The sequence below is a fragment of the Kribbella sp. NPDC050820 genome (genome assembly GCF_040653975.1).
Taxonomy (GTDB): Bacteria; Actinomycetota; Actinomycetes; order Propionibacteriales; family Kribbellaceae; genus Kribbella.
Map to the genome: position 1 here is coordinate 22,379 of NZ_JBFAHB010000006.1, position 21,818 is coordinate 44,196.

General features: G+C 70.2%; 18 protein-coding genes. 11 read left to right on the plus strand and 7 right to left on the minus strand.

The window, feature by feature from the left end:
• The first annotated feature begins 99 nt into the window (after nucleotides 1-99).
• The 4 genes from glgX (at nucleotide 100) to AB0H36_RS07815 (ending at nucleotide 6,693) form a co-directional block, all read left to right on the plus strand.
• On the plus strand, nucleotides 100-2,217 hold the full coding sequence (gene glgX / locus AB0H36_RS07800; RefSeq protein ID WP_360518289.1) for a glycogen debranching protein GlgX: 2,118 nt from the start codon (nucleotides 100-102) through the stop codon (nucleotides 2,215-2,217).
• Entirely contained in the window at nucleotides 2,214-4,610 is a 2,397-nt protein-coding gene (gene treY / locus AB0H36_RS07805) for a malto-oligosyltrehalose synthase (RefSeq protein ID WP_360518292.1), read from the plus strand. Before glgX ends, treY begins: the two co-directional genes overlap by 4 nt.
• The gene (gene treZ, locus AB0H36_RS07810; protein ID WP_360518295.1) at nucleotides 4,611-6,341 is read left to right on the plus strand and encodes a malto-oligosyltrehalose trehalohydrolase; all 1,731 of its coding nucleotides are present in this window, start codon (nucleotides 4,611-4,613) and stop codon (nucleotides 6,339-6,341) included.
• 154 nt (nucleotides 6,342-6,495) lie between these two features.
• Nucleotides 6,496-6,693: a hypothetical protein gene (locus AB0H36_RS07815; RefSeq protein WP_360518298.1), complete on the plus strand. Its 198-nt coding sequence runs from the start codon at nucleotides 6,496-6,498 to the stop codon at nucleotides 6,691-6,693.
• 100 nt (nucleotides 6,694-6,793) lie between these two features.
• On the opposite strand, the gene AB0H36_RS07820 is transcribed toward AB0H36_RS07815, so the two are convergent.
• Nucleotides 6,794-7,267, minus strand: a complete 474-nt coding sequence (locus AB0H36_RS07820; RefSeq protein ID WP_360518301.1) for a DUF4129 domain-containing protein — start codon at nucleotides 7,265-7,267, stop codon at nucleotides 6,794-6,796.
• Nucleotides 7,268-7,717: 450 nt separating this feature from the next.
• Here AB0H36_RS07820 and AB0H36_RS07825 point away from each other — a divergent pair, with 450 nt between their 5' ends.
• The 5 genes from AB0H36_RS07825 (at nucleotide 7,718) to AB0H36_RS07845 (ending at nucleotide 12,527) form a co-directional block, all read left to right on the plus strand.
• The gene (locus AB0H36_RS07825; protein ID WP_360518304.1) at nucleotides 7,718-9,307 is read left to right on the plus strand and encodes an AfsR/SARP family transcriptional regulator; all 1,590 of its coding nucleotides are present in this window, start codon (nucleotides 7,718-7,720) and stop codon (nucleotides 9,305-9,307) included.
• Nucleotides 9,304-9,957, plus strand: a complete 654-nt coding sequence (locus AB0H36_RS07830; protein WP_360518307.1) for a hypothetical protein — start codon at nucleotides 9,304-9,306, stop codon at nucleotides 9,955-9,957. The genes AB0H36_RS07825 and AB0H36_RS07830 overlap by 4 nt, the downstream gene beginning before the upstream one ends.
• A gap of 97 nt (nucleotides 9,958-10,054) precedes the next feature.
• On the plus strand, nucleotides 10,055-10,696 hold the full coding sequence (locus tag AB0H36_RS07835; RefSeq protein ID WP_360518310.1) for a helix-turn-helix transcriptional regulator: 642 nt from the start codon (nucleotides 10,055-10,057) through the stop codon (nucleotides 10,694-10,696).
• Between the two features lie 340 nt (nucleotides 10,697-11,036).
• On the plus strand, nucleotides 11,037-11,636 hold the full coding sequence (locus AB0H36_RS07840; RefSeq protein WP_360518805.1) for a right-handed parallel beta-helix repeat-containing protein: 600 nt from the start codon (nucleotides 11,037-11,039) through the stop codon (nucleotides 11,634-11,636).
• An 81-nt stretch (nucleotides 11,637-11,717) separates the two neighbouring features.
• Nucleotides 11,718-12,527: an SAM-dependent methyltransferase gene (locus AB0H36_RS07845; protein WP_360518313.1), complete on the plus strand. Its 810-nt coding sequence runs from the start codon at nucleotides 11,718-11,720 to the stop codon at nucleotides 12,525-12,527.
• Here the strand turns inward: AB0H36_RS07845 and AB0H36_RS07850 are convergent.
• The 5 genes from AB0H36_RS07850 to AB0H36_RS07870 form a co-directional block, all read right to left on the minus strand.
• Nucleotides 12,524-14,686, minus strand: a complete 2,163-nt coding sequence (locus AB0H36_RS07850; protein WP_360518316.1) for a fibronectin type III domain-containing protein — start codon at nucleotides 14,684-14,686, stop codon at nucleotides 12,524-12,526. The genes AB0H36_RS07845 and AB0H36_RS07850 overlap by 4 nt on opposite strands.
• A gap of 46 nt (nucleotides 14,687-14,732) precedes the next feature.
• Nucleotides 14,733-15,149 (minus strand): hypothetical protein, encoded by a 417-nt coding sequence (locus AB0H36_RS07855; protein ID WP_360518319.1) that lies wholly within the window; start codon nucleotides 15,147-15,149, stop codon nucleotides 14,733-14,735.
• A complete protein-coding gene (locus AB0H36_RS07860; RefSeq protein WP_360518322.1) occupies nucleotides 15,143-16,066 on the minus strand; it encodes a protein kinase in 924 nt (307 codons plus the stop codon). Before AB0H36_RS07860 ends, AB0H36_RS07855 begins: the two co-directional genes overlap by 7 nt.
• Before the next feature lie 13 nt (nucleotides 16,067-16,079).
• The gene (locus tag AB0H36_RS07865; RefSeq protein WP_360518325.1) at nucleotides 16,080-16,307 is read right to left on the minus strand and encodes a hypothetical protein; all 228 of its coding nucleotides are present in this window, start codon (nucleotides 16,305-16,307) and stop codon (nucleotides 16,080-16,082) included.
• 144 nt (nucleotides 16,308-16,451) lie between these two features.
• Complete coding sequence (locus AB0H36_RS07870; protein ID WP_360518328.1) at nucleotides 16,452-19,037, minus strand: GNAT family N-acetyltransferase; 2,586 nt, start codon at nucleotides 19,035-19,037, stop codon at nucleotides 16,452-16,454.
• A gap of 89 nt (nucleotides 19,038-19,126) precedes the next feature.
• Here AB0H36_RS07870 and AB0H36_RS07875 point away from each other — a divergent pair, with 89 nt between their 5' ends.
• Both AB0H36_RS07875 and AB0H36_RS07880 read left to right on the plus strand, forming a co-directional pair.
• The gene (locus tag AB0H36_RS07875; RefSeq protein WP_360518331.1) at nucleotides 19,127-19,840 is read left to right on the plus strand and encodes a siderophore-interacting protein; all 714 of its coding nucleotides are present in this window, start codon (nucleotides 19,127-19,129) and stop codon (nucleotides 19,838-19,840) included.
• Nucleotides 19,841-19,856: 16 nt separating this feature from the next.
• Nucleotides 19,857-20,309 carry a GNAT family N-acetyltransferase gene (locus AB0H36_RS07880; protein WP_360518334.1) on the plus strand — a complete coding sequence of 151 codons (453 nt, stop codon included), beginning with the start codon at nucleotides 19,857-19,859 and terminating at the stop codon, nucleotides 20,307-20,309.
• Here the strand turns inward: AB0H36_RS07880 and AB0H36_RS07885 are convergent.
• Entirely contained in the window at nucleotides 20,293-21,789 is a 1,497-nt protein-coding gene (locus AB0H36_RS07885) for an alpha-N-arabinofuranosidase (RefSeq protein WP_360518337.1), read from the minus strand. The genes AB0H36_RS07880 and AB0H36_RS07885 overlap by 17 nt on opposite strands.
• Nucleotides 21,790-21,818 lie beyond the last annotated feature (29 nt).

Here is a 21,818-nt window from a genome sequence, read left to right on the forward strand (position 1 = left end):
CGGCCCGGGAAGCGCCTACCGGGGGGTGGTGGGTGAATAGTCGGGAGCAAATCGCCCCGGCGTGCATGGTCTGGGGGGTGGGGTGGCTACTGTCATCAGGTGCAGAAATGGCCTGGCCGTCCTTACCCACTCGGAGCCACGTACGACGGCTCCGGGACGAACTTCGCGGTGTTCTCGGAGGTAGCTGAGCGAGTAGACCTGGCCCTGATCGGCGACGACGGGGCCGAGCAGTTGGTGCAGCTGACCGAGGTGGACGGCTTCGTCTGGCACGGGTACCTGCCGGCGGTGCAGCCGGGGCAGAGGTACGGGTTCCGGGTGCACGGGCCGTACAACCCGGCCGAGGGGCACCGGTGCAACCCGTCCAAGCTGCTGCTGGACCCGTACGCGAAGGCCATCGACGGCCAGCTCGACGGGGACGAGTCGCTGTTCAGCTACCGGTTCGCCAAGCCGGACGAGCTGAACACGATGGACAACCGCGAGCACACCATGCTGTCGGTGGTGACCAACCCGTTCTTCGACTGGGGCAACGACCGCCCGCCGGGGCACGCCTACCACGAGACCGTCATCTACGAGGCCCACGTGAAGGGCCTCACCAAGACCCACCCGGCGCTGCCGGAGGAGATCCGCGGCACGTACGCCGGGATCGGGCACCCGGCGATCGTCGAGCACCTGAAGGAGCTCGGGGTGTCGGCGATCGAGCTGATGCCGATCCACCAGTTCGCCCAGGACGGCCACCTGCAGGAGCGCGGCCTGTCGAACTACTGGGGCTACAACACCATCGGCTTCTTCGCGCCGCACAACGACTACGCCGCCGGCGGCACCCTCGGCCAGCAGGTGACCGAGTTCAAGACGATGGTGAAGGCGCTGCACGAGGCGGACATCGAGGTGATCCTCGACGTGGTGTACAACCACACCGCCGAGGGGAACGAGTTCGGCCCGACGCTGTCGTTCAAGGGCATCGACAACGCGGCGTACTACCGGCTGGTGGACGCCGACAAGCGGCACTACTACGACACCACCGGGACCGGCAACAGCCTGCTGATGCGGCACCCGCACGTGCTGCAGCTGATCATGGACTCGCTGCGCTACTGGGTGACCGAGATGCGCGTCGACGGGTTCCGGTTCGACCTTGCGGCCACTCTGGCCCGCCAGTTCCACGAGGTCGACCGGCTGTCGGCGTTCTTCGACCTGGTCCAGCAGGACCCGGTGGTGAGCCAGGTGAAGCTGATCGCCGAGCCCTGGGACGTCGGCGACGGCGGCTACCAGGTGGGCAACTTCCCGCCGCTGTGGACGGAGTGGAACGGCAAGTACCGCGACACCGTCCGGGACTTCTGGCGTGGTGAGCGGTACACGATGGCCGAGTTCGCCTCCCGCCTGACCGGCTCGTCGGACCTGTACCAGGACGACAGCCGCCGCCCGCTGGCCAGCATCAACTTCATCACCGCGCACGATGGTTTCACCCTGCGCGACCTGGTCTCCTACAACGACAAGCACAACGAGGCGAACGGCGAGGGCGGCAAGGACGGCGAGAGCCACAACCGCTCCTGGAACTGCGGCGTCGAGGGCGCGACCGACGACGCCGAGGTGCTCGCGCTCCGGGCGAAGCAGCAGCGCAACTTCCTGACCACGCTGCTGATCTCGCAGGGCGTGCCGATGATCGCGCACGGTGACGAGCTCGGCCGGACCCAGAGCGGCAACAACAACGTCTACTGCCAGGACAACGAGATCTCGTGGGTGGACTGGAAGCTCACCGACGGCCAGAAGGACCTGCTGGCCTTCACCCAGGCCCTCGTCAAGCTGCGCAACGACCACCCAGTCCTGCGCCGCCGCCGCTTCTTCCACGGCGACACCGGCATCGACGGTCTCGGCGACCTGGTCTGGTTCACGCCGAAGGGCACCGAGATGCAGAACGGCGACTGGCAGCGCGACGACGCCCGCGCGATCGCGGTGTTCCTGAACGGCGATGCGATCTCCGAGCCGGACCCGCGTGGTGAGCCGGTCGTGGACGACTCGTTCCTGGTCCTGCTGAACAGCAACCACGAGCCGCTCGACTTCCTGCTCCCGCCCAAGGAGTACGGCGAGAGCTGGACGGTCGCCGTGGACACGACGACCGCGCAGGGCGGCGCCGGCGACGAGCCGCACGCAGCCGGCAGCACGATTCGATTGGAGTCCCGCAGCACGCTCGTCCTGACCCGCGCGAGGCAGGCCGCGGAATGACCTCAGCTCCCCAGGCCACCTACCGACTGCAACTGCACGCCGGTTTCGGGTTCGACGACGCAGCGGCGGTCGTCCCGTACCTGCAGAGCCTCGGGATCTCGCACGCCTACCTGTCCCCGATCCTCCAGGCCGCGCCCGGATCCATGCACGGGTACGACGTGGTGGACCACAGCCGGCTGTCCGAACCGGCCGGGGGACGCCCTGCGTTCGACCGGCTGGCCGCGCGGCTGGCCGATCACCGGATGGGCGCGGTGTCGGACGTCGTACCGAATCACGTCGCGGTGCCGACGCCGGCGCGGCTCAACAAGGCCCTGTGGTCGGTGCTGCGGGACGGGCCGGGGTCGCCGTACGCGGAGTGGTTCGACGTGGACTGGGGTGCGGGGAACCAGCCGTTGCTGATGGCCGTGCTGGGTCAGCGGATCGGCAAGGTGCTCGCGGACGGCGAGTTGTCGGTCGAGGGCGACGTACTGCGGTACTACGACCACGAGTACCCGCTGCGGCCCGGGACCAGAGACCTGCCGCTGGCCGAGTTGGTGACCGAGCAGTGGTACCGCCTGGCGCACTGGCGGGTCGCTGACGAGGAGCTGAACTACCGGCGCTTCTTCGACGTGGACACGCTCGCCGCAGTCCGCGTGGAGACGCAGGAGGTCTTCGAGGCCACGCACGAGCTGTTGCTGGAGCTCCTGCACGAGGGGAAGCTCAACGGCTTCCGCATCGACCACCCGGACGGCCTGGCCGACCCGCGTGGGTACCTGCGCCGACTGGCGGAGCGCACCGGCGGCGCGTGGGTCGTGGTCGAGAAGATCCTCGAAGGCGACGAGGAACTGCCGCGCGACTGGCCGTGCGCCGGCACGACCGGGTACGACGCCCTGCTGCGCGTCGGCGGCCTCTTCGTCGACCCGGCCGGTGCTGCGCCGCTGGCGGCGTTCCACTCCGAGCTGACCGGTGAGCCTGCCGACTTCGGTCCGGTCGTGGAGGAGGCCAAGCGGGAGGTCGTGAAGCACGGCCAGTACGCCGAGGTGCACCGGCTCGTCGAGCTGCTGGCCCGCATCTGCCAGGACGACGTCCGGCTGCGCGACCACACGCGGCGAGCGTTCCACGAGGTGGTCGTGGAGCTGCTCGTCCACTTCGAGATCTACCGGGCGTACGTCGTACCGGGGGAGCAGCCGTCTCCGACTGCGGTCGTCGCGTTGGAGCGGGCGGCCGAGAAGGCGCGGGAGAGGCTGGACGAGGACCGGCAGGAGACGCTGGACGTCGTGCTGCACCTGCTGCTCGGTAAAGACACGAGTCCGATCGACGAGCACGCGCGGGACGAGCTGATCGTCCGGTTCCAGCAGACGTGTGGGCCGGTGATGGCCAAGGGGGTCGAGGACACCGCGTTCTACCGGTGGTTCCGGCTCGCGTCGCTCAACGAGGTCGGTGGGGACCCGGAGCACTTCGGTGTGACGCCGGAGGAGTTCCACGCGTACGCGGCCCGGCTGAACCAGCACTGGCCGAAGACGATGACCACGCTGTCCACCCACGACACCAAGCGGTCCGAGGACGTCCGTGCCCGGCTCGGTGTGCTGTCCGAGCAGCCTGCGGCCTGGTCGGAGGCGGTCCGGGAGTGGAGACGGCTCTCGGAGGACCACCGGAGCCCGCTGCTGGACGGCAGCACCGAGTACTTGTTCTGGCAGACACTGTTCGGCACCTGGGACGACGGCCCGCTGCCGGAGGACCGCCTGCAGGCCTACCTGCTCAAGGCGATCCGCGAAGCCAAGCGCCACACCATGTGGACCTCCCCGGACGAGGAGTACGAGCACGCCGTCGCCGCCTTCACGACCGCAGTCCTCGCCGACACCACGGTCCTGGACTCGGTACGGCGCTTCGCCGCAGGACAAACGGAGTTCGTCCGAGCGGCCACGCTCGGCCAGAAGCTGGTGCAGCTCACGATGCCCGGCGTACCGGATGTCTACCAAGGCACCGAGCTGGTCGACCTGTCGCTCGTCGACCCGGACAACCGGCGGCCGGTGGACTACGAGCACCGGATCGCCCGGCTGCAGCGGCTGGACGAGGGTACGAAGCCGGACGACCTGTCTGACGAGAAGCTGCTGGTCACCAGCCGGGCACTCCGTCTCCGCAGGCAGTACCCGGAGGCCTTCACCGGCAGCTACACGCCGCTCCCGACCTCCAACGGCCACGCGGTCGCCTTCGCCCGTGGTGACGCGGTCATCACGGTCGCGACCCGCCTGCCGGCTGCGCTGTACCGACTCGGCGGATGGGGTGACAGCACGGTGGTGCTGCCGAGCGGTCAGTGGAAGAACGTGTTGACCGGCCGCGAGGTGGGTAGTGGAGCAGCCCGGATCCATGAGCTGCTGGAGGATCTTCCGGTGGCGCTGCTCGTAAGGAGCTGAATGCACACCTTCCGCGTCTGGGCGCCCAACGCCGAGTCGGTCGACTTGGTCCTGCGCGACGGTCGTCTGCCGCTGCACCAGGCCGGCGCCTGGTGGGTGCGGGACGTCGTCGAGGCCCACCACGGCACCGACTACGCGTTCACCGTGGACGGGAGTGAGCCGCTACCCGATCCGCGCAGCGCGTGGCAGCCGGACGGGGTGCACGGCTTCAGCAGGGTGTTCGACGAGCACCGCTTCCGCTGGACGGACGGCGACTGGGCGGGTCGCGACGTGCGCGGCTCGGTGTTCTACGAGCTGCACATCGGCACGTTCACCGAGCAGGGCACGCTGGACGCGGCGACCGAGCACCTCGACTACCTGGTCCTGCTCGGCGTCGAGGTGGTCTCGCTGATGCCGGTCGCCGCCTTTCCCGGACGGCACGGCTGGGGGTACGACGGTGTGCACCTGTACGCCGTGCACGAGCCGTACGGCGGGCCGGAGGCGCTGCAGCGGTTCGTCAACCGCTGCCACGAGGTAGGCCTGGCGGTCTGCCTCGATGTGGTCTACAACCACCTCGGCCCGAGTGGGAACCGGCTGGGCGAGTTCGGGCCGTACTTCACCGACCGGCACACCACCCCATGGGGACCGGCGGTCAACCTCGACGACACCGGCAGCGCCGAGGTACGGCGGTGGATCTGCGACAACGCACTGCGGTGGTTCCGGGCGTTCCACATCGACGCTCTGCGGCTGGACGCCGTACACGCGCTGGCGGACGACAGTCCGACGCACCTGCTGGCCCAGCTGTCGTCGGAGACCGCTGACCTGTCGGAGCAGCTCGGGCGGCCGCTGGGGCTGGTGGCCGAGTCCGACCTCAACGACGCGCGGATGGTCGAGCCGGTGTCCGAGGGTGGTCTGGGCATGACCGCGCAGTGGAGTGACGACTTCCACCACGCGCTGCACACACTGCTGACCGGCGAGCGGGCCGGGTACTACGTGGACTTCGGCGATCCCGGGGTGTTCGCCAAGACACTGACCCAGGTGTTCTTCCACGACGGGTCGTACTCGACCTTCCGCGGCAAGGACTGGGGACGCCCGGTCGATCCGGCCCGGCACCGCGGCGGCGAGTTCCTCGCGTACACCTCGAACCACGACCAGGTCGGCAACCGCGCGCTCGGCGACCGGCCCGCGCTGACGCCCGGCCAGTTGGCGATCGGGGCCGCGCTGGTGATCACGTCGCCGTACACGCCGATGCTGTTCATGGGCGAGGAGTGGGGCGCCTCGACGCCGTGGCGGTTCTTCACCGACCACGAGGAACCCGAGCTGGCCGAGGCGGTCCGGACCGGCCGGCGGCGGGAGTTCGCGGACCACGGCTGGGACGCCGACGAGATCCCGGATCCGCAGGACCCGGAGACCTGGCACAGCTCGGTCCTCGACTGGACCGAGCTGGACGAGTCGCCGCACCGCGAGCTGCTGGCCTGGTACCGCGACCTGCTGGCCCTGCGCGCCCGGACGCCGGAGCTGCGCGACGACCGGCTGTCCTCGGTCGGCATCGCGTACGACGCCGACGGCGACTGGATCGTGGTCACCCGTGGGAGCGTGCGCATCGTGGTGAACCTGGCCGCCGGAGAGGCCGTGGTCCCGGTCGACGGTGGGCTGTCGCACGAGCTGCTGACCTTCGGCACGGCCGCGGCCGTCACGGATGGTGTTCGGCTCTCCGCGCACGCCGTCAGTCTGCGAACGTCAAGCATTTAACGGGTTTGGCCCAGATTTGTGCGGAAACCGAACATATCCGGCTGTTCGAATCCGTTTGTCGATGGGGATTTCCGGAATTGCTTGTGTCCTAGGCCACTCGTAGCGGAGTGTTGAATCCGCCAGCAGGGGAGCAGGGGTTGACGGGAGGACATATATGACAGTCGGAGGCGTCGACACTTACTACGACTACGAAGAGAAGCAGTGGAAGAGCCGGCGGCTGGGCGGTGGGCCGATCCACCGCGGGCCGGTCTGCCCGGCGCCACGAACAGCCGACCACACCCAGACTCACGAACGCCTTCCGGCCGGACGTGAGCACGTCGGCAGGGACGAGAAGAAGACCGTTCTCGGCTGACGAACCGGTGGCAGGGCCCGCCAGACCAGGTCACCGTAGTCCGCCGAACAGTCACCACAGCGGCCGTCGAGCCGGAACCCGACGGCCGCTGCGGCATGCCTTACCGCCTGAACAGCATCCGTAGCTCGAGGGATGCCTGGAGTCGGTCGGTCCAGGGACGGGATCGGAGCGCCTTGCGGAGGTCACGCACGCCGGTCCAGGCCTGGTCGCTGAGATCCGGGCCGCTTGGACCGCCGGACCAGAGGGCATGGTCCACCGCTCGGGCGACGCGGGTGAGTCCGGGCTCGGTGTCCGGGAGCTCTCGGGCGGCATGTGCCAGGTCGCGGACCGTCATACCGGCGGTCACCGGCACGCCGTGCGCCCGCAGCCGGTCGCGGGCTTCGGCCCATGCCCCGACCACCGACGCGCTGCCGGTACGGCGCCGCCGTCGGAGCGCCCGCACCGACTTCAGCAGCGGTACGCCGGCCAGCCACAGCAGCAGCAACGCCGCCGAGCCGAGGAAGATCCACAGCAGCGGGATCCGGACGCCGCTCCAGCTCCGGTCGGAGCCGCCGTCGTCGGTCGAGGGCGGCACCTCCGGGTCCTCGATCTGCTCGACCGGCGGGACCGCGGCCCGGGCCTGCTCGGTGATCTCGGCGGTGGAGCCGGCGATCGAGGCCTTCCCGGTCTTGGCCTGGTCGACCGGGTCGAGCGGCCACCAGCCGACCCCCTCGACCGCGACCTCCGGCCAGGCGTACGCGTCGCTGTCGCGGATCGTGTAGAGCCCGTCGGCCTCGGGCTCGGCGGGTGCCCGGAACCCGACGACGAGCCGGCATCCGGTCGAACACCACGCAGTCGTAGGAGTTGACCCACAGCGCCTCGTCCGCGGCCGCGATGGTGCCCGCGACGTCCACCGCGAGCGCCGCCGACCGCAGCGCGGCCGGCACCGCCACCTGCAGGTCCTCGTCGTCCTCTACCACCAGTACGCGCACCGGCACCCTCGTGTGTCATCGAAATGTCATCGTCGGCACGGATCGTATGTGTCATGAACGGTCACTCAGCGCACGCACCGGCCCGGTTGTCCTTCCGCGTGCTGGGCCCGCTCGAGGTCGACGGCCCGGACGGACACCCGCTCGACGTCTGCGGCGGCAAGCCCGCCACCGTGCTGACATTGCTGCTGCTGCACCGCAACGCTTGGGTCAGCACCGAGCAGCTGGTCGACGCCGTGTGGGCCGGCCGGGACATCCCCGCGTCGGCGCAGAACAACCTGAAGACCTACGTCTGGCAGCTCCGCCGGGCGCTGCCGGACGAGCGCATCGAGAGCCGTCCCGGCGCGTACCGGGTCCGGGTGCTGCCGGGCGAGCTGGACGCCGACATCGCCGCCGGCTTCCGCGACGAGGTCCGCGAGCTGCTCGTCCGCGGTGCCGCTGCCGAGGCCGCCGCGATTGTCGAGCGCGCGCTCGGCCTGTGGCGCGGTTGCCCGTACGACGGCCTGACCGTCGACGCCACGTCGGCCGTCGACCGCCTCGCCGAGCTCCAGCGCAGCCTGCGCGAGGACCTGGCCGACGCGCAGCTCGCGCTCGGATGTCCTGCCGAGGCCATCGCCGTACTGCGGGCTCTCACCGAGGAGGAGCCGCTGCGCGAGCTTGCGTGGGCTCGGCTGATGACGGCGTACCGGAAGACCGGCCGTCGCCACGACGCGCTGGCTGCGTACCAACGGGCCCGGACCGCTCTCGTGCGTGATCTCGGGATCGAGCCGGGTGCCGAGCTCACCGCGCTGCACCAGCAGATCCTGAGCGAGGAGGCGTCGCGGCTGATCGCGCCGCCGGTGAGCTCGAGCCTGCCGCCGCGGGTCCCCGGCTTCGTCGGCCGCACCGCGGAGCTGCGTTCTCTGCAGGGTGCGACCGGCGTGGTGACGATCGACGGGATGCCGGGGATCGGCAAGACCGCCTTCGCCCTCGAGGTCGCAGCCGCCTCGGGCTTCGAGACCCAGCGCTACCTGGACCTGCGCACGGACACCTCGTTGCCTTCAGCAACCGGCCTGCTGATCCTGGACAACGTCGAGCACGCCGACCAGGTACGGCGGCTGCTGCCGAACGACCCGGACGCGCTGGTCCTCGTGATCAGTCGGCACCGCCTGACCGGCCTCGACCGCACCGGCGCCGTCACGCTCGACGTACTCGCTGCCGACGAGGCCGAGCGGCTCACCGACATCGAGCGGATCCTGCGCTGGTGCGAGGGACATCCCGGCGCGATCCGGCACCTGGTCGAGCGGATGCGCAACCGGCAGCCGTGGACGGTCGCCCGGATGGCGGCCCGGCTCGACGACCCCGCGGCCCGGTGCCGTGCGCTGGCCGAGGTGCTGGCGGCGTTCGACACCGCGTACGAGGCGCTCCCGCGGCCGGTGCAGCGGTTCTACCGGCGGATCGCGACGACACCGCAGTTCGACCTGCGCCGGGCCGCCCGGCTCGCCGGCGTCGGGCAGGACGAGGTCGAGTCGATGGTCGACCTGCTGATGGATCTCAACCTGGTCGCCGAGCCGGCGCCTGGACGGTTCGTCCTGCTGCCGGTGGTCCGCGACCACGCGCACCGGCTGCTGCTCGCCACCGAGTCGAAGGCCGAGCTGGTCGCATGAAGCCGCACGCCGCGGCAGCCGCCGCCCCACAGCGCGAGGCCGTCCAGGTCGGGGTGACCAGAGCGGTCCCGCAGGAGACGTCGGTGGGTGTCCCGGTCGCCCGGCCCTGGCCGCCTAAGTTGCCGGCGGCACCGATCGCCCAGCCGGCGCAGGCGCAGCGACTCACGCTGGTGGAGCAACCGCCCGCGCCCGCGCCGGCGACCGACACCGTCGAGCGTCCGGACCGGTCGATCCGGGTCGGTCAGATCGTCTGCTGGCAGTTCGCGGTGGTCGCAGTCGGCGCGGCGACGGCCGGTTCGCGGACGGCGCTCATTCTGACCTCGGCAGCAGCGGTCTCGCTGGTGGCGCTGACCTCGATCCGCATCCGTGGACTCTGGCTGTACCGCTGGGTCGGCGTCCTGCTGGTCGACCTGGTCCTGCGGGCCGGTCCGGCAGCTGTGCGTCCGGCTGGCCGGATCCGCTTCGTTGCCTGCCGCAAACATGCAGGCGCTGGCCGCAGTCCTGCTCGGCACCGGCACCGGCGCCGCCCAGACCATCGCGATCACGGTGACGGCATCCGCCGATCAACCACCTGCCCACTCGCCACGACGCCGTACTGCGGCTGGCCGCCTCACACCCGGCCACCCTCGACACGGCCTTCTCCGTACTGAGCAACCTGGCCCGGTCCTTCGGGGCCGAGCCCGAGCGCCTCGACGGCCGGCACGCCGACGGCGTCGCCGCCACGCTACCTCTGGGGGTCCCTCTCACATGACTGTCACGATGCTGCCCGCTGCCTTCCACCAGATCTCTGCCCACGGCGGTATCGCCGAGCTGCTGGCTGCCGCCGAGGACGAGGTGATTGCGATGAGCAACCTCACCCCGGCCGGGCCTGCCTTCGGGCCGCGCGACGTGCGGCCCGGCCTGCGGTACCGGGCGATCTACCCCGACACCGCCCGGACGGCGCCGACCGCGTGCCGGCACCTGGGGGCGATGTCTCTGGCCGGGGTCGCGGTGCGGACGATGCCGTACATCCCGATGAACGCACTGGTGATCGACGGCTCGATCGCTGTGCTGCCCGCGGACACGGCGAACGGCAGCGTCGCCGTACTCCGGCTGACCAGTGTCGTCACCACGGCCGTCGAGCTGTTCGAGCGGATCTGGCCGGACGCCGTACCGCTGGCAGGCGACGACCTGCCGGACGACACCGACCTGTCCCTGCGCGAGCAGGAGATGCTGCGGCTGCTCGCCCTCGGCGCGACCGACGAGGTCGCCGCGGCCCAGCTCGGCATCTCGGTCCGGACGGTCCGGCGGATGGTCGCGCAGATCATGAACAGACTCGGCGCCCGCAGCCGCTTCCAAGCCGGTGTAAAGGCCGCCGACCGCGGCTGGCTCCTAGAACGGGCCAGCTGATGCGGGTGCTCACCGTCGCCCCGGACCGTCCCGCCGCGTATCCGACCATCGGCTCTGCCCTTCTCGAGGCGCCGGACGGGGCCGCGATCGCGATCGCTGACGGGACGTACGCCGAGACGCTCGAGCTGACCGGCCGTTCGGTCACCCTCCGGGCCGAGGACGGGGCGACGGTGATCCTCGACGGTTTCCGGCGCCGACTGGCCGACCATCCGGGCCGTCGACGGCGCGCTGACGTTGCGCGGTCTCGACGTACGGGCTGTGGAGAGCATCGCCGTCTCCGTCGACCGTCCGGGACATCTCCGGCGACGGCATCGTCGTTGCCCTGGGCGCCGATCCGGTCATCCGCGGCGGCACGGTGTCCGGCTGCGGCGGCCGCGGCGTCTACATCTACCAGTACAGCCGGCCGGAGCTCACCGACCTCGAGATCGCCCACACCGGCGCCGAGGGCATCGGCGTCGCCCACGGCCGCACACCGGTGATCCGGCGAGTGACCGTGCACGACACCCGCGGCTCCGCGATCACCGTCGCGCCGGGTTGCGGCGGGACGATCGAGGGCAGCCGGTTCTCGAACACGGCGGAGCCCGCGTTGGCGCTGGCCGCCGGGGCCACGGTCGAGGTGGTCGAGGAGAGTCATGCCGTCGCCGCCGGCGGTGGCGGACCCGTCGACGAGTTGCTCGCCGATCTCGACGCGATGGTCGGTCTGCCCGGCGTGAAGGCCGAAGTGCATGCGCTCGTGGACGAAATCCAGGTCAACGAGTGGCGCCGTACCGCCGGACTGTCGGTCGGCGCGGTCAGCCACCACCTGATCTTCGCTGGCGCACCGGGCACCGGGAAGACCACGGTCGCGCGGTTGTACGGCAAGCACGCTCGGGCGGATGCCGACCACCGACGAACTGCGGTCGCTGCTCCCGGCCGACGTGCTGACCGCCGCCGGGGCTGACAGGCCGGGGTCCCCGACGGCGTAGTGCCGGTATCGCCTACAGTGATGAGCGCCAGCACCGGATCGGAAGGACCGTCGCGAATGGCCGAGGCAGAGAAGCCGCCGTACCCCGGATTCGACATGAACAGGCCGAGCATCGCGCGCACGTACGACTACCTGCTCGGCGGCAAGGACAACTTCGCCGTCGACCGCGCCTTCGGGGACAAGTTCATCAACGACCTGCCCGGCTCGCAGCAGATCGCGCTGGACAACCGCGCGGCGCTGATCCGGGCCATCCGCGAACTGGTCTCGGGCAACCGGATCCACCAGTTCGTCGACCTCGGCAGCGGGCTGCCGACCGCGGACAACGTGCACCAGGTGGCCCAGCGATACGACCCGAGCTCCACGGTCGTGTACGTCGACAACGACCCGATCGTGCTCGCCCACGGCCGCGCGCTGCTGGCCGAGAACGAGAACACCACCGTGATCCAGTCCGACCTGCGGACGCCGAAGGCGATCTTCGACCACCCGGACACCCAGCGGCTGATCGACTTCACCAAGCCGGTCGCGATCGTGTTCAGCGCGACCCTGCACCACGTGAACGACGACGAGGACCCGGCCGGCCTGGTCAAGTTCTGGAGCGACCGGATCGTCTCCGGCAGCTACGTGTTCATCAGCCACTTCCGCAGTGAGAACGACCCGCGCAGCCAGGAGCTCGAGCAGGTGCTGCAGGGGTCGCTCGGCCGCGGCCGCTGGCGGACCGACGAGCAGATCCTCGCGCTGTTCGGCGACGGCTTCACCGTGCTCGAGCCGGGCCTGGTCCCGGCCGTCGAGTGGCGCAACCCGCAGCCCGCCGACGACATCACCGACTGGCAACGCCTGATCGCCGCCGTGCTCGCCGTCAAGGACTAACTCGACGTCCAGACGAACTTGTTGGACGTGTAGGTGGTCCCGTCCGGCGCCTTCACCGTCACCCAGACCGTCTGGCCGACCGCGTTGCAGGGGAAGCGGTCGTCGACGACCATGCCGCCCTTCTCGTCGGTGGTCAGCGTCGCACCCGGGTTGAAGTTGCCCCACTCGGTCGTCCACGGGTGGATCTCGTACCTGGTGTCGGGGCGCAGACCAGACATCCGGATCAGGATGAACGCGCACTCCGGCGGCTCGCAGTTCCCGTAGTCCGCGCCGGCGCCGCGCGAGGCGATCACGCTCTCCTTGCGCTGCGTCGTGGCGGTCACGGTGGCCGCTTCGCCGGTCAGCGTCCGGCCGTCGGGTGAGCGGGTGATCGCCCGCACCGTGAACGTGTACCGCGTCGCGGCGGTCAGCCCGGTCCAGGTGAGCTGCGCGGCGGTCGTCGTACGGGTCTGCGAGCCCATCGAGACGTCGTACCGGACGAAGGTGCCCTCGCCCAGCTGGGGCCGGTTCCAGCCGAGGACGAGTGACCCGCTGCTGGGGGTGCCGCGGACTGCGAGGCCGCCCGGCGACTCCGCGACGCCCCAATTGAACTGGACGCGATTCGACCGGACCGCGGGACCGGCGCCGACGCGGTTCACCGCGCGAACGCTGATGGTGTAGCCGGTGTTCCCGGCCAGGTCCGTGATCCGCGCCGACCGGGCCGACCCCGGCACCGTCATCGAGCCACCGGTCCAGCTCAGCCGGTACGACGAGATGGTCGCGCCATGTGGAGCCGCCGCCTGCCAGGTCACCGTCGCGGCACCGCTGACCGCCCGCACCCGGACTGCGGAGGGCGCACCGGGCAGGCCCGCCCTGGCCGTCGCCTGGTTGGTCGGGGTGGTCTTCTCGGGCTCGATCGTCTTGCTGGGCGGGGTCTTGCGGGTCGGCGGCGTCTTCCTGACCGGAACCTTGGGGGTCTCGGTCGTCTTGCTGGGCGTGGTGGTCGGGGTTGGGGTCGTCGGGACCGGCCCGGGCCGTTCGCCGCCGACCGTCACCGACTCGGTCTGTCCGTCGCGGTCGACCACGACCACGCGGTCGCCCTTGCCGCTCTCGACGTACACGCGGGAATCGTCGCCGCGGAAGAGGCTCGGCTCCCGCTTGCGTTCGCCGGCGACCGCACGGCTCGGCACCTGCTGGTGCGAGACCTCCCGGCCGTTGCGGTCGAGGGTCACCAGGTCGGCGCGCTTCCGGTCGAGCAGGGCGAGCCCGTCGCCCGAGGACGCGACCTTGTCGTACTTCCCGCGCCGGATCGGTGCGCTCGTCGCCGCCGGTTGCTTGCCCTTGGCAATCTCGACCAGGTGGACGACGCTCTTGCCCGGGTCGACGATCGCCAGCCGGCCGCCGACGTCGTTGCCGGCGACAAGCGCATCGTCGGGTACTTCGATGCCGCCGAGATCCAGCCGCTCGTCGATGCCGTCGTTGCTCAACCGGTACACCTTCTGGGCGGTGAGGTCGACGAAGGCGACGTCGTCATCGAGCACGGTCAGCCCACCCTTGTGGCCCTTCGGCACCGAGGCCGGGCAGGACATCCGGTCCGCGCTGAGCGGCAACTGACAGACATCCCCCTGGCTCGCGCGGAACACCCACAGCGTGCCGTCCGGCGTCACCACCGGATCGCCGAGCGGGCCGCCGGGGAACGCGGCCGCCTGCTTCTCGCCGAGGCGCATGACGTGCCCGGCCTTCGGGTAGACAGCGAACGCGGCGCCGGCGGCCTCCAGCCCGACCGGCTGCTCGTCGACCGGCGCCTCGATCGGCTCCGCGACGGTCAGGTCGGACTTGCCGAACTGATCGATCCGGGACCCGGACAGCACGTACCCGTTCTTGTCGGTCTGCACCACCTGCGCACCGGGACCGGCCGTGTCGAGCTTCACCTCGGCGTCGACGTCCTTGGTCGCGCCGTCCAGGTGGAAGATCCGGCCGATCGCACTGTTGTAGACCCAGTGCCCGGACTGGGTGAACCCGACTCCGGACGTCGCGCTGCCCGCGCCGGTCAGGACGACGACACTCGTCAGGGCGATGCAACCGGCGACGACCGCTGCCAACCCGGCGCGAGCCTTGCGCTCGGACTGTTCCGACGGGGTCGCGGTGAGCCGCCTGGGGCGGAGGGAGATCGGCTTCACCCGACCAGCCTAGGCGAGCAGGGTCCAGGACCGGTCCAGTTTCCGTCTACCGCCCGCCGACACAGGTGGCGCCGCGGATGCTCCGGGCCTGGCTCGTGTACGTGCCGACGCCGTCCGTGCCCTGAACCTGGAAGCAGTACTTGAGGCCGGGGCTGATCTGCACGGTGGCCGTCGTACCGGAACCGTTGTAGCCCGATCGCGGCTCCTTCGCTCCCTGCTCGGCGACGAAGACGACGTACCGGTCGAGAGCTTTTGGGGACGACCAGGCCAGGACGACCGAGGTGCCGTTGTCCTGCGGCGGCTTCAGAGTGATCGCGGTCGGCGCTGGAGGCGTCGTTGCCGCCGTCCTCGTGGGCGGTGTCACGACCGGGGCCGGAGGCGCTGTCTGGTCGTCATCACCGGGCTGGATCATCACCGGGACGACCGCGATCAGAGCAATCGCGGCGGCTGCGCCGATCAGCAATCCCTTGCGCGGCTTCGGCTGCTTGTCTTCTTCTTCGCCTTCTGCACAACGGGTTTCGGCGGAGCCGTTGCCACCGGCACGTTTCGGCCCGCCGCCAGCTCGTCGCTGAAGTCGTCGAAGTCGAGGTCGTCCTCGACCGGTTCGGCGGTCAGCAGCTGCTCGAACTCGCGCAGTACAGTCACCGCCTCCGGCCGCGCGTCCGGGTCCTTCGCCATCATCCGCTGCAGCAGCCCGGACAACGCCGGCGGCACATCCCGCCCGGACACTTCCGGCGGCGTCTCACGCAACACCCGCAGTACGACGCCGTCCGCCGACTCACCCGTCCGCGCCGGGAAAGGCGACTGCCCGGTCAACGCCAGATACAGTACGGCGCCCAGCCCGTAGACGTCGGCCTGCTCCGACAACTCGCCGTCCCGCAGTACCTCGGGCGCCGTGAACGCGGCGTCGGCCATCAGATCCCGCGGAAACCGCAACCGCAGCGCCACGCCGAAGTCCGCGAGCGCCGGCTGCCCGCTCGGCCGCTCGAGCACGTTGGCCGGCGTCACGCCGCCATGCACCAGCCCGGTGTCATGCGCCTCGGCCAGCACCGAGCTCAGGATCTGCCCGAGCACGACCACGTCCCCGATCGGCAACGGCCCGTTCGCCACCAGGTCCGGCAACGACTGCGGGCAGAACTCCATCCGCAACCCGGTCCGCCTGTCCGGCAGTTCGTCCAGCGCCTCCACCCGCACGATCGACGCCGCCGACCGCAACCCCGCCAACTTCGCCTGCTCGATCTCGACCGCGTTGTACGTCCGCCGATCCAACGGCTGCGGGTAGACCTTCAAAACCGCCGTACGCCCACCCGTCACCAAGTAGACGGAAGCAACCGGCCCGTTCCCATGCGGCACCAACGCGTCCAACGGAATCTCAGCCATCAGGGACATCTTGTCACCCGACAACATCCAAGTAGGCACACCCGTGCGCGACCAGAAACCGCAGATCCCCGAGTACCTCGGCCATCACGTCGGCCGCGTCAACCTGTTCGTCGAGCTGGCTCCTCACCGACGCCCGGACCTCGCAGCAGTGCCAGAGCGACGGTGCCAGCGAACCCCACTGCCACAGCTCGTAGCTGCCCGGGTCGAGCATGGCCGCTGCGCCGACGCCGGGCAGGCCCACAGCGAACAGGCTGGGTTCTCCGGGCTGTTGCCCAGGCCGACGTACTGGCGGCGGTTGGGGAGGTGGTGAAGTTCATTCCGGATGGTTCGGACGTCGTACCCGAGGAGGCCTTTGGAGCGGTTGGAGGTGGTGCTGGGGACTTATCTAGGCGCCGAGGAAGCGGTCGCGGGTGAGGAAGGCTAGTTGGGCGGTCTTGGTGGTGCCGTCGGGGTGGGTGATCTTGACCTCGGGGCCGGTGGTGAAGCCGGTGCGGAGGAAGCGGTCGATGGCGCGGTCGTTGCGGACGTCCGGGTCGACGACCACGCGCGGGTGGCCGAGGTGGGCGAAGAAGAACAGGCCGAGGACCTTCAGCAGGTTGCCGGTGAAGTTCGGGCGCGGGTCGCCGGGCGCGATCAGGAAGTGCAGGCCGATGTCGCCGGCCTGGACGTCGTACGACGCTCCGACCGGATCGGCCTGTGGGTCGTAGGTCTGCAACAAGGCGATCGGCGCACCGTCGAGATGCACGAGGTACACGTGGTGCGTCGGCACCGAGTCGAGGAAGCGGTAGATCCCCTCGATCTCGTCCCGCGACAGGTGCCCCATACCCCAGTACGTCGCCCGCTCGGCCGTCACCCAGCCGTGGATCAGATCGAGGTCGCGGTCCGGATCGGCCTCGACGATCCGCACCGAACCGAACCCTTCGACGTCCTGCGCGAAACCCTTCTCGACCCGAGTGAGCTCACCCTGGACCGGTGCCAGTTCGCCACGAAGCCAGTGCGGCAACTGGTCGTGGTGGTGCGGATCCCCGAGTACGCCGGACGCGCCCATCGGCACGATCCACCCACTGGCCGAGCGATCCGCGAGATCCCAGGCGTACCGGGCCGCCGAGGCACGGATGCACACGTCGGTCAGGCCGGGCAGGCTCGACGTCGACATCACGCAGTGGTGGTCGCCGGACAGGCCCAGGTCGAACGGCTCCTCGTCCGGCGCGAACACCGGACCACGCAGCATGTGCAGCGGCGCCACCTGGTGGGTCTCACCCCACGGCGGCCGGGGCTTCCGCGCAGCCACCTCCTCGAGCGCCTCCCGCGCCAGCCAGCTGACGTTGACGAAGGGAAGCTCCGCGGCAAGGAGGTTCTCCAGCGCGTACGAGACATGCGTGAGCGGGTCCATCCACGGGGCGAAGACCTCCGGCCCGTCCGCTCCCTCGAGTACGGCGAAGTGGTCCGCCAACCGGGAGACGAGGGCCTTGCGGACCGCGGCGTACGACGACGCCGTGGTGCTCGCGGCGTCCATCCGACGGTCCCACTCGAGCAACTCGGTGCGCAAGGCAACGGCTTCCGACGAGAGATCTTCCAGCTCAGCCAGGATGTCCAGCAGGTCGGCCGCGGAGCCGAGATAAGTGTCGGTGTGCACGGACGGCATCTCGTCCACCGACCACGCAGTCTGTGCGGACAGCAGCTCCGCGATCCGCCGGGATCGGTGCGGTGCGGCGAACTCGACGCCCAGCGGCGCGGCGAGTTCACGCGCGTTCGCCATCACCGCCGGCCCGTCGACGGTTGCCCGCGGCATCGGGCTGTGCCAGCCCTGCCACTGGCTCCCGGCCTCCCACGCGGGGACCACGCGCAGCCGGTTCGAGTGATCGCGGGTGGGCACCAGGCCAGCAGTCCGATGCAACAGACCGCCGGTCTGATCGGCCGCCAGGACCACGTTGACCGGCTCGACCCAATCCTCCAGCGCGGCGTCCAGGTCGCCGGCGTTCGTTGCCCGAAGCAACTTCGGCAGCACCTCGAAGCCGAGGCGTCCGGTGACCCGCGGCGGGTACCGCAGACTGACGGTCCGCGTCGGGGTGTCGATGATCACCGGTCCGCGCTCGGTCTCGATCACCTCGATCTCGATCGAATCCGCGCCGGCCACCTCGACCACCTCGGTGTGCACCGCGGCCGGCTTCCACCCGTCCGGGCCGAGCGCCTCGACCGTCGCCCCGGTCCGCCGCAGTTGCTCGTCGTACAGGTCCTGGTAGTCCGACATCGCGTTGGTGATCGCCCAGGCGACCTTGCCGGTGTGACCGAAGTGCGCGATCCCCGGGACCCCGGGGACGGCGAGACCAAGGACGTCGTACTCCGGGCAGGTCAGCCGGATTTGCTGGTAGATGCCCGGGCTCTCGATGAAGCGATGCGGGTCTCCCGCGATGATCGCCTGGCCCGAGGCCGTCAGCGAACCCGGAATCAGCCAGCCGTTGCTGCCCGCGGTCCGCGGACCCTCCGACGAGAACAGCTCGATGTTCTCGTCGCCGAGGTGCTGCGCGACGTGCGTCCGCCACAGCTTGGTCGGGAACCCGGCGAACAGGATGTGGACGGCCAGCCAGATCCCGAGCGGCGCCCACGGCTCCCACCCCTGCGGCGTCAGGCCGGTCTGCGCGAACTCGGGCGCGCGCTTCGCCCCGACCGGCAGCGCGTGGTTGACGCCCTCGGTGTACGCCGTGATCCACTCGCGCGTCTCGTCGTCGAGCGCCTCGAAGCAGCGCTGCGCGGTGTCGGCGAGCCGGGCCTGCCGGGCGAACACGTCCCACGGGGCGGCCTCCGGGCCGAGGAAGGCGGCGCTCGTCCCGAGGAAACGCCGCCGTTCGAGTTCCAGCTGCCAGGCGCGGTCCTCTGCGGCGTTGAGGCCCTGCAGGTAGACGAGCGCCAGCGGGTCTCCCGCTTGCAGCTGCGGTACGCCGTACGCGTCCCGGTAGACCCTCGCGTTCACTACAGTCCTCGCTTCAGTTAGGTTAGGCTGCGCTAACTTACAAGTCAGGTACATCCGGCCGCAACGGCCATTCTCGCGTGGAGGAAGCAGTGAGGCATGGCTGGGAAGGCGTCGTACTCAAGCTGTTCCGCGGGAAGGACTTCACCTTCAGCGTGACCGGCGCCGAACAGGTCACGGAGCGCTATCGCCGGGTGCACTTCACCGACGGTGGGCTGCTCGAGGCGATCGGCGTCCACCCGACCATGTGGGTGCGGCTGTGGTTCGACAACGCAGGCAAGCCGCACCAGCGCGCGTACACCCTGGTCGACCCGGACCCGGTGCAGGGCACGTTCAGCCTGGAGTTCGCGCTGCACGACGGGTGCGCGAGCGACTGGTCGCGCAAGGCCGAGCCGGGGGACACGATCGAGGCGACCGTGCAGGGGACCGGATTCGAGGTGCCGGACCCGCTGCCGGAGCGGATGCTGGTGATCGGTGACCCGGCGTCGTTGCCGGCGATCAACTCGCTGCTCGCGGTCGCGCCGAAGCTGCCGGCCACGATCTGGTTCGAGACGACGCACGACGTGGACCGCGAGCTGCCGTTCCGGATCGAGGATCACCACGACCTGCGGACCGTTCCGCGGCAGGACCTGGTCGAGGGCGTGAAGGCGGAGCTGCCGAAGTTCATCGGCGACAACCCGGCCGACGCGTTCGTCTGGATCGCCTGCGACACGGTCACCACGCGGACGCTCACGTCGTACGTGCTGAAGGATCTCGCCGTGCCGAAGCACCGGGTCAAAGCGCTCGGCTACTGGAAGACGGCCTGACGATAGCCTGGCGCGCGTGATCAGACCTCTCGATCTCGGCGACCGCGCGCTGGCCGAACGCGTCCTCGCGATCCAGCACGCCGCGTACGCCGTCGAGGCCGAGCTGATCGGATTCGACGGCATCCCGCCGCTCCAGGAGGACCTGGACGGCCTGATGTCGTCCACCGAGCACTGGCTCGGCCGGTACGACGGTGACGTCCTGGTCGGCGCGGTCGCTTACGAGTTCCCCGACCAGGACACGGTCGACATCACCCGCCTGATCGTCGACCCGGCGCACGCCCGCCGCGGGCATGGGCGTGCGCTGCTGGACCACCTCGACCAGCTCGAGCCGCGACCGGTCAGCATCGTCGCGACCGGTACGGCGAACACCCCGGCGGTCAATCTCTACAAGTCCCGTGGCTACCACGAGACTGCGCGGGTCGAGATTGCGCCGGGGGTCACCGTGACGCAGTTCAGCCGGCCAGGCTGACTGCGGTCCAACTCACCGCGGGCAGGGTGACGGTGAGCTTGCCGTCCGCCAGCTTCACGTCGGCAGGCTGCGGAGTGACGCGGTCCGGGTGCTCGGCGGAATTCGTCGCGAGCAGGTCGTCGTCGTGCATGATCAGGGCCTCCGCCACCGTGCCGACACCGGCGCGGCTGACGTCGACGGTCACCTCGATCGGGCCCTCGGAGGACCGGTTGACCAGGAACACCGCCAGCTTGCCCTCGTCGTACGTCGCCACCGCGTCGACCGCCGTGATGTCGCCGTACTTGGCCGTGCTGATCGTCGGCGAGTCGGTCTCCAGCCGCAGTACCTGACCGGCCGCGAGCCGGGAGGTGATCGCGAACGGGTGGAACGTCGGCTGCCGCCAGGCCGGGCCGCCGCGCTCGGTCATGATCGGCGCGATCACGTTCGCCAGCTGGGCCAGGCAGGCGACGCCGACCCGGTCGCTGTGCCGCAGCAGCGAGATCAGCAGGTTGCCGACCACGACGGCGTCGGTGACGTTGTACTCGTCCTCGATCCGCCGCGGCGCGACCTCCCACTGGTCGCCGGGACCGTCGGTCCGGCGGGAGCGCTCGCCGTACCAGACGTTCCACTCGTCGAAGGAGATGTCGATCGTCTTCTTGCTCTTCAGCTCCGCGCCGACGGCGTCCGCGGTCGCGGTGACCGCGTCGATGAAGCGGTCCATGTTGACCGCCGAGCCGAGGAACGACGCGGTGTCGCCGTCGTCGTTCCCGTAGTACGCGTGGCAGGAGATGTACTCGACGAAGTCGTAGGTCTCCCGCAGCACCGTCTGCTCCCAGCTGCCGAAGGTCGGCATCGCGGACGAGGACGAGCCGCACGCGACCAGCTGCAGGTCGGGTTCGACCATCCGCATCGCCCGCGCCGTCTCGGCCGCGACCCGGCCGTACTCCTCGGCCGTCTTGTGCCCGATCTGCCAGGGCCCGTCCATCTCATTGCCCAGGCACCACAACTTGATCCCGTACGGCGACGCGCCGTGCTGCTCACGCAGGTCCGACAACGCCGTGCCGCCCGGGTGGTTCGCGTACTCCTGCAGGTCGAGCGCCTCCTGCACCCCGCGGGTCCCGAGGTTGATCGCCATCATCGGCTCGACGCCGGCCTTGGCGCACCAGCGGATGAACTCGTCGAGGCCGAACTCGTTCGTCTCGACGCTCTGCCAGGCCAGCTCGAGCCGGCGCGGACGGCCCTCCCGCGGGCCGACGCCGTCCTCCCAGCGGTAGCCGGAGACGAAGTTGCCGCCGGGGTAGCGGACCACCGACACCCCGAGCTCCCGGGTCAGCTCGAGGACGTCCTTGCGGAAGCCGTCCTCGTCGGCGGTGGCGTGACCCGGCTCGTAGATACCGGTGTAGACACAACGGCCCATGTGCTCGACGAACGTGCCGAAGGTACGGCGGTTCACCGGCGCGATCGTGAAGGCTGGGTCGAGGGTGATGTTGGCAGCGGGCACCAGGTTGCTCCTGTCGTGATGGATGGTGA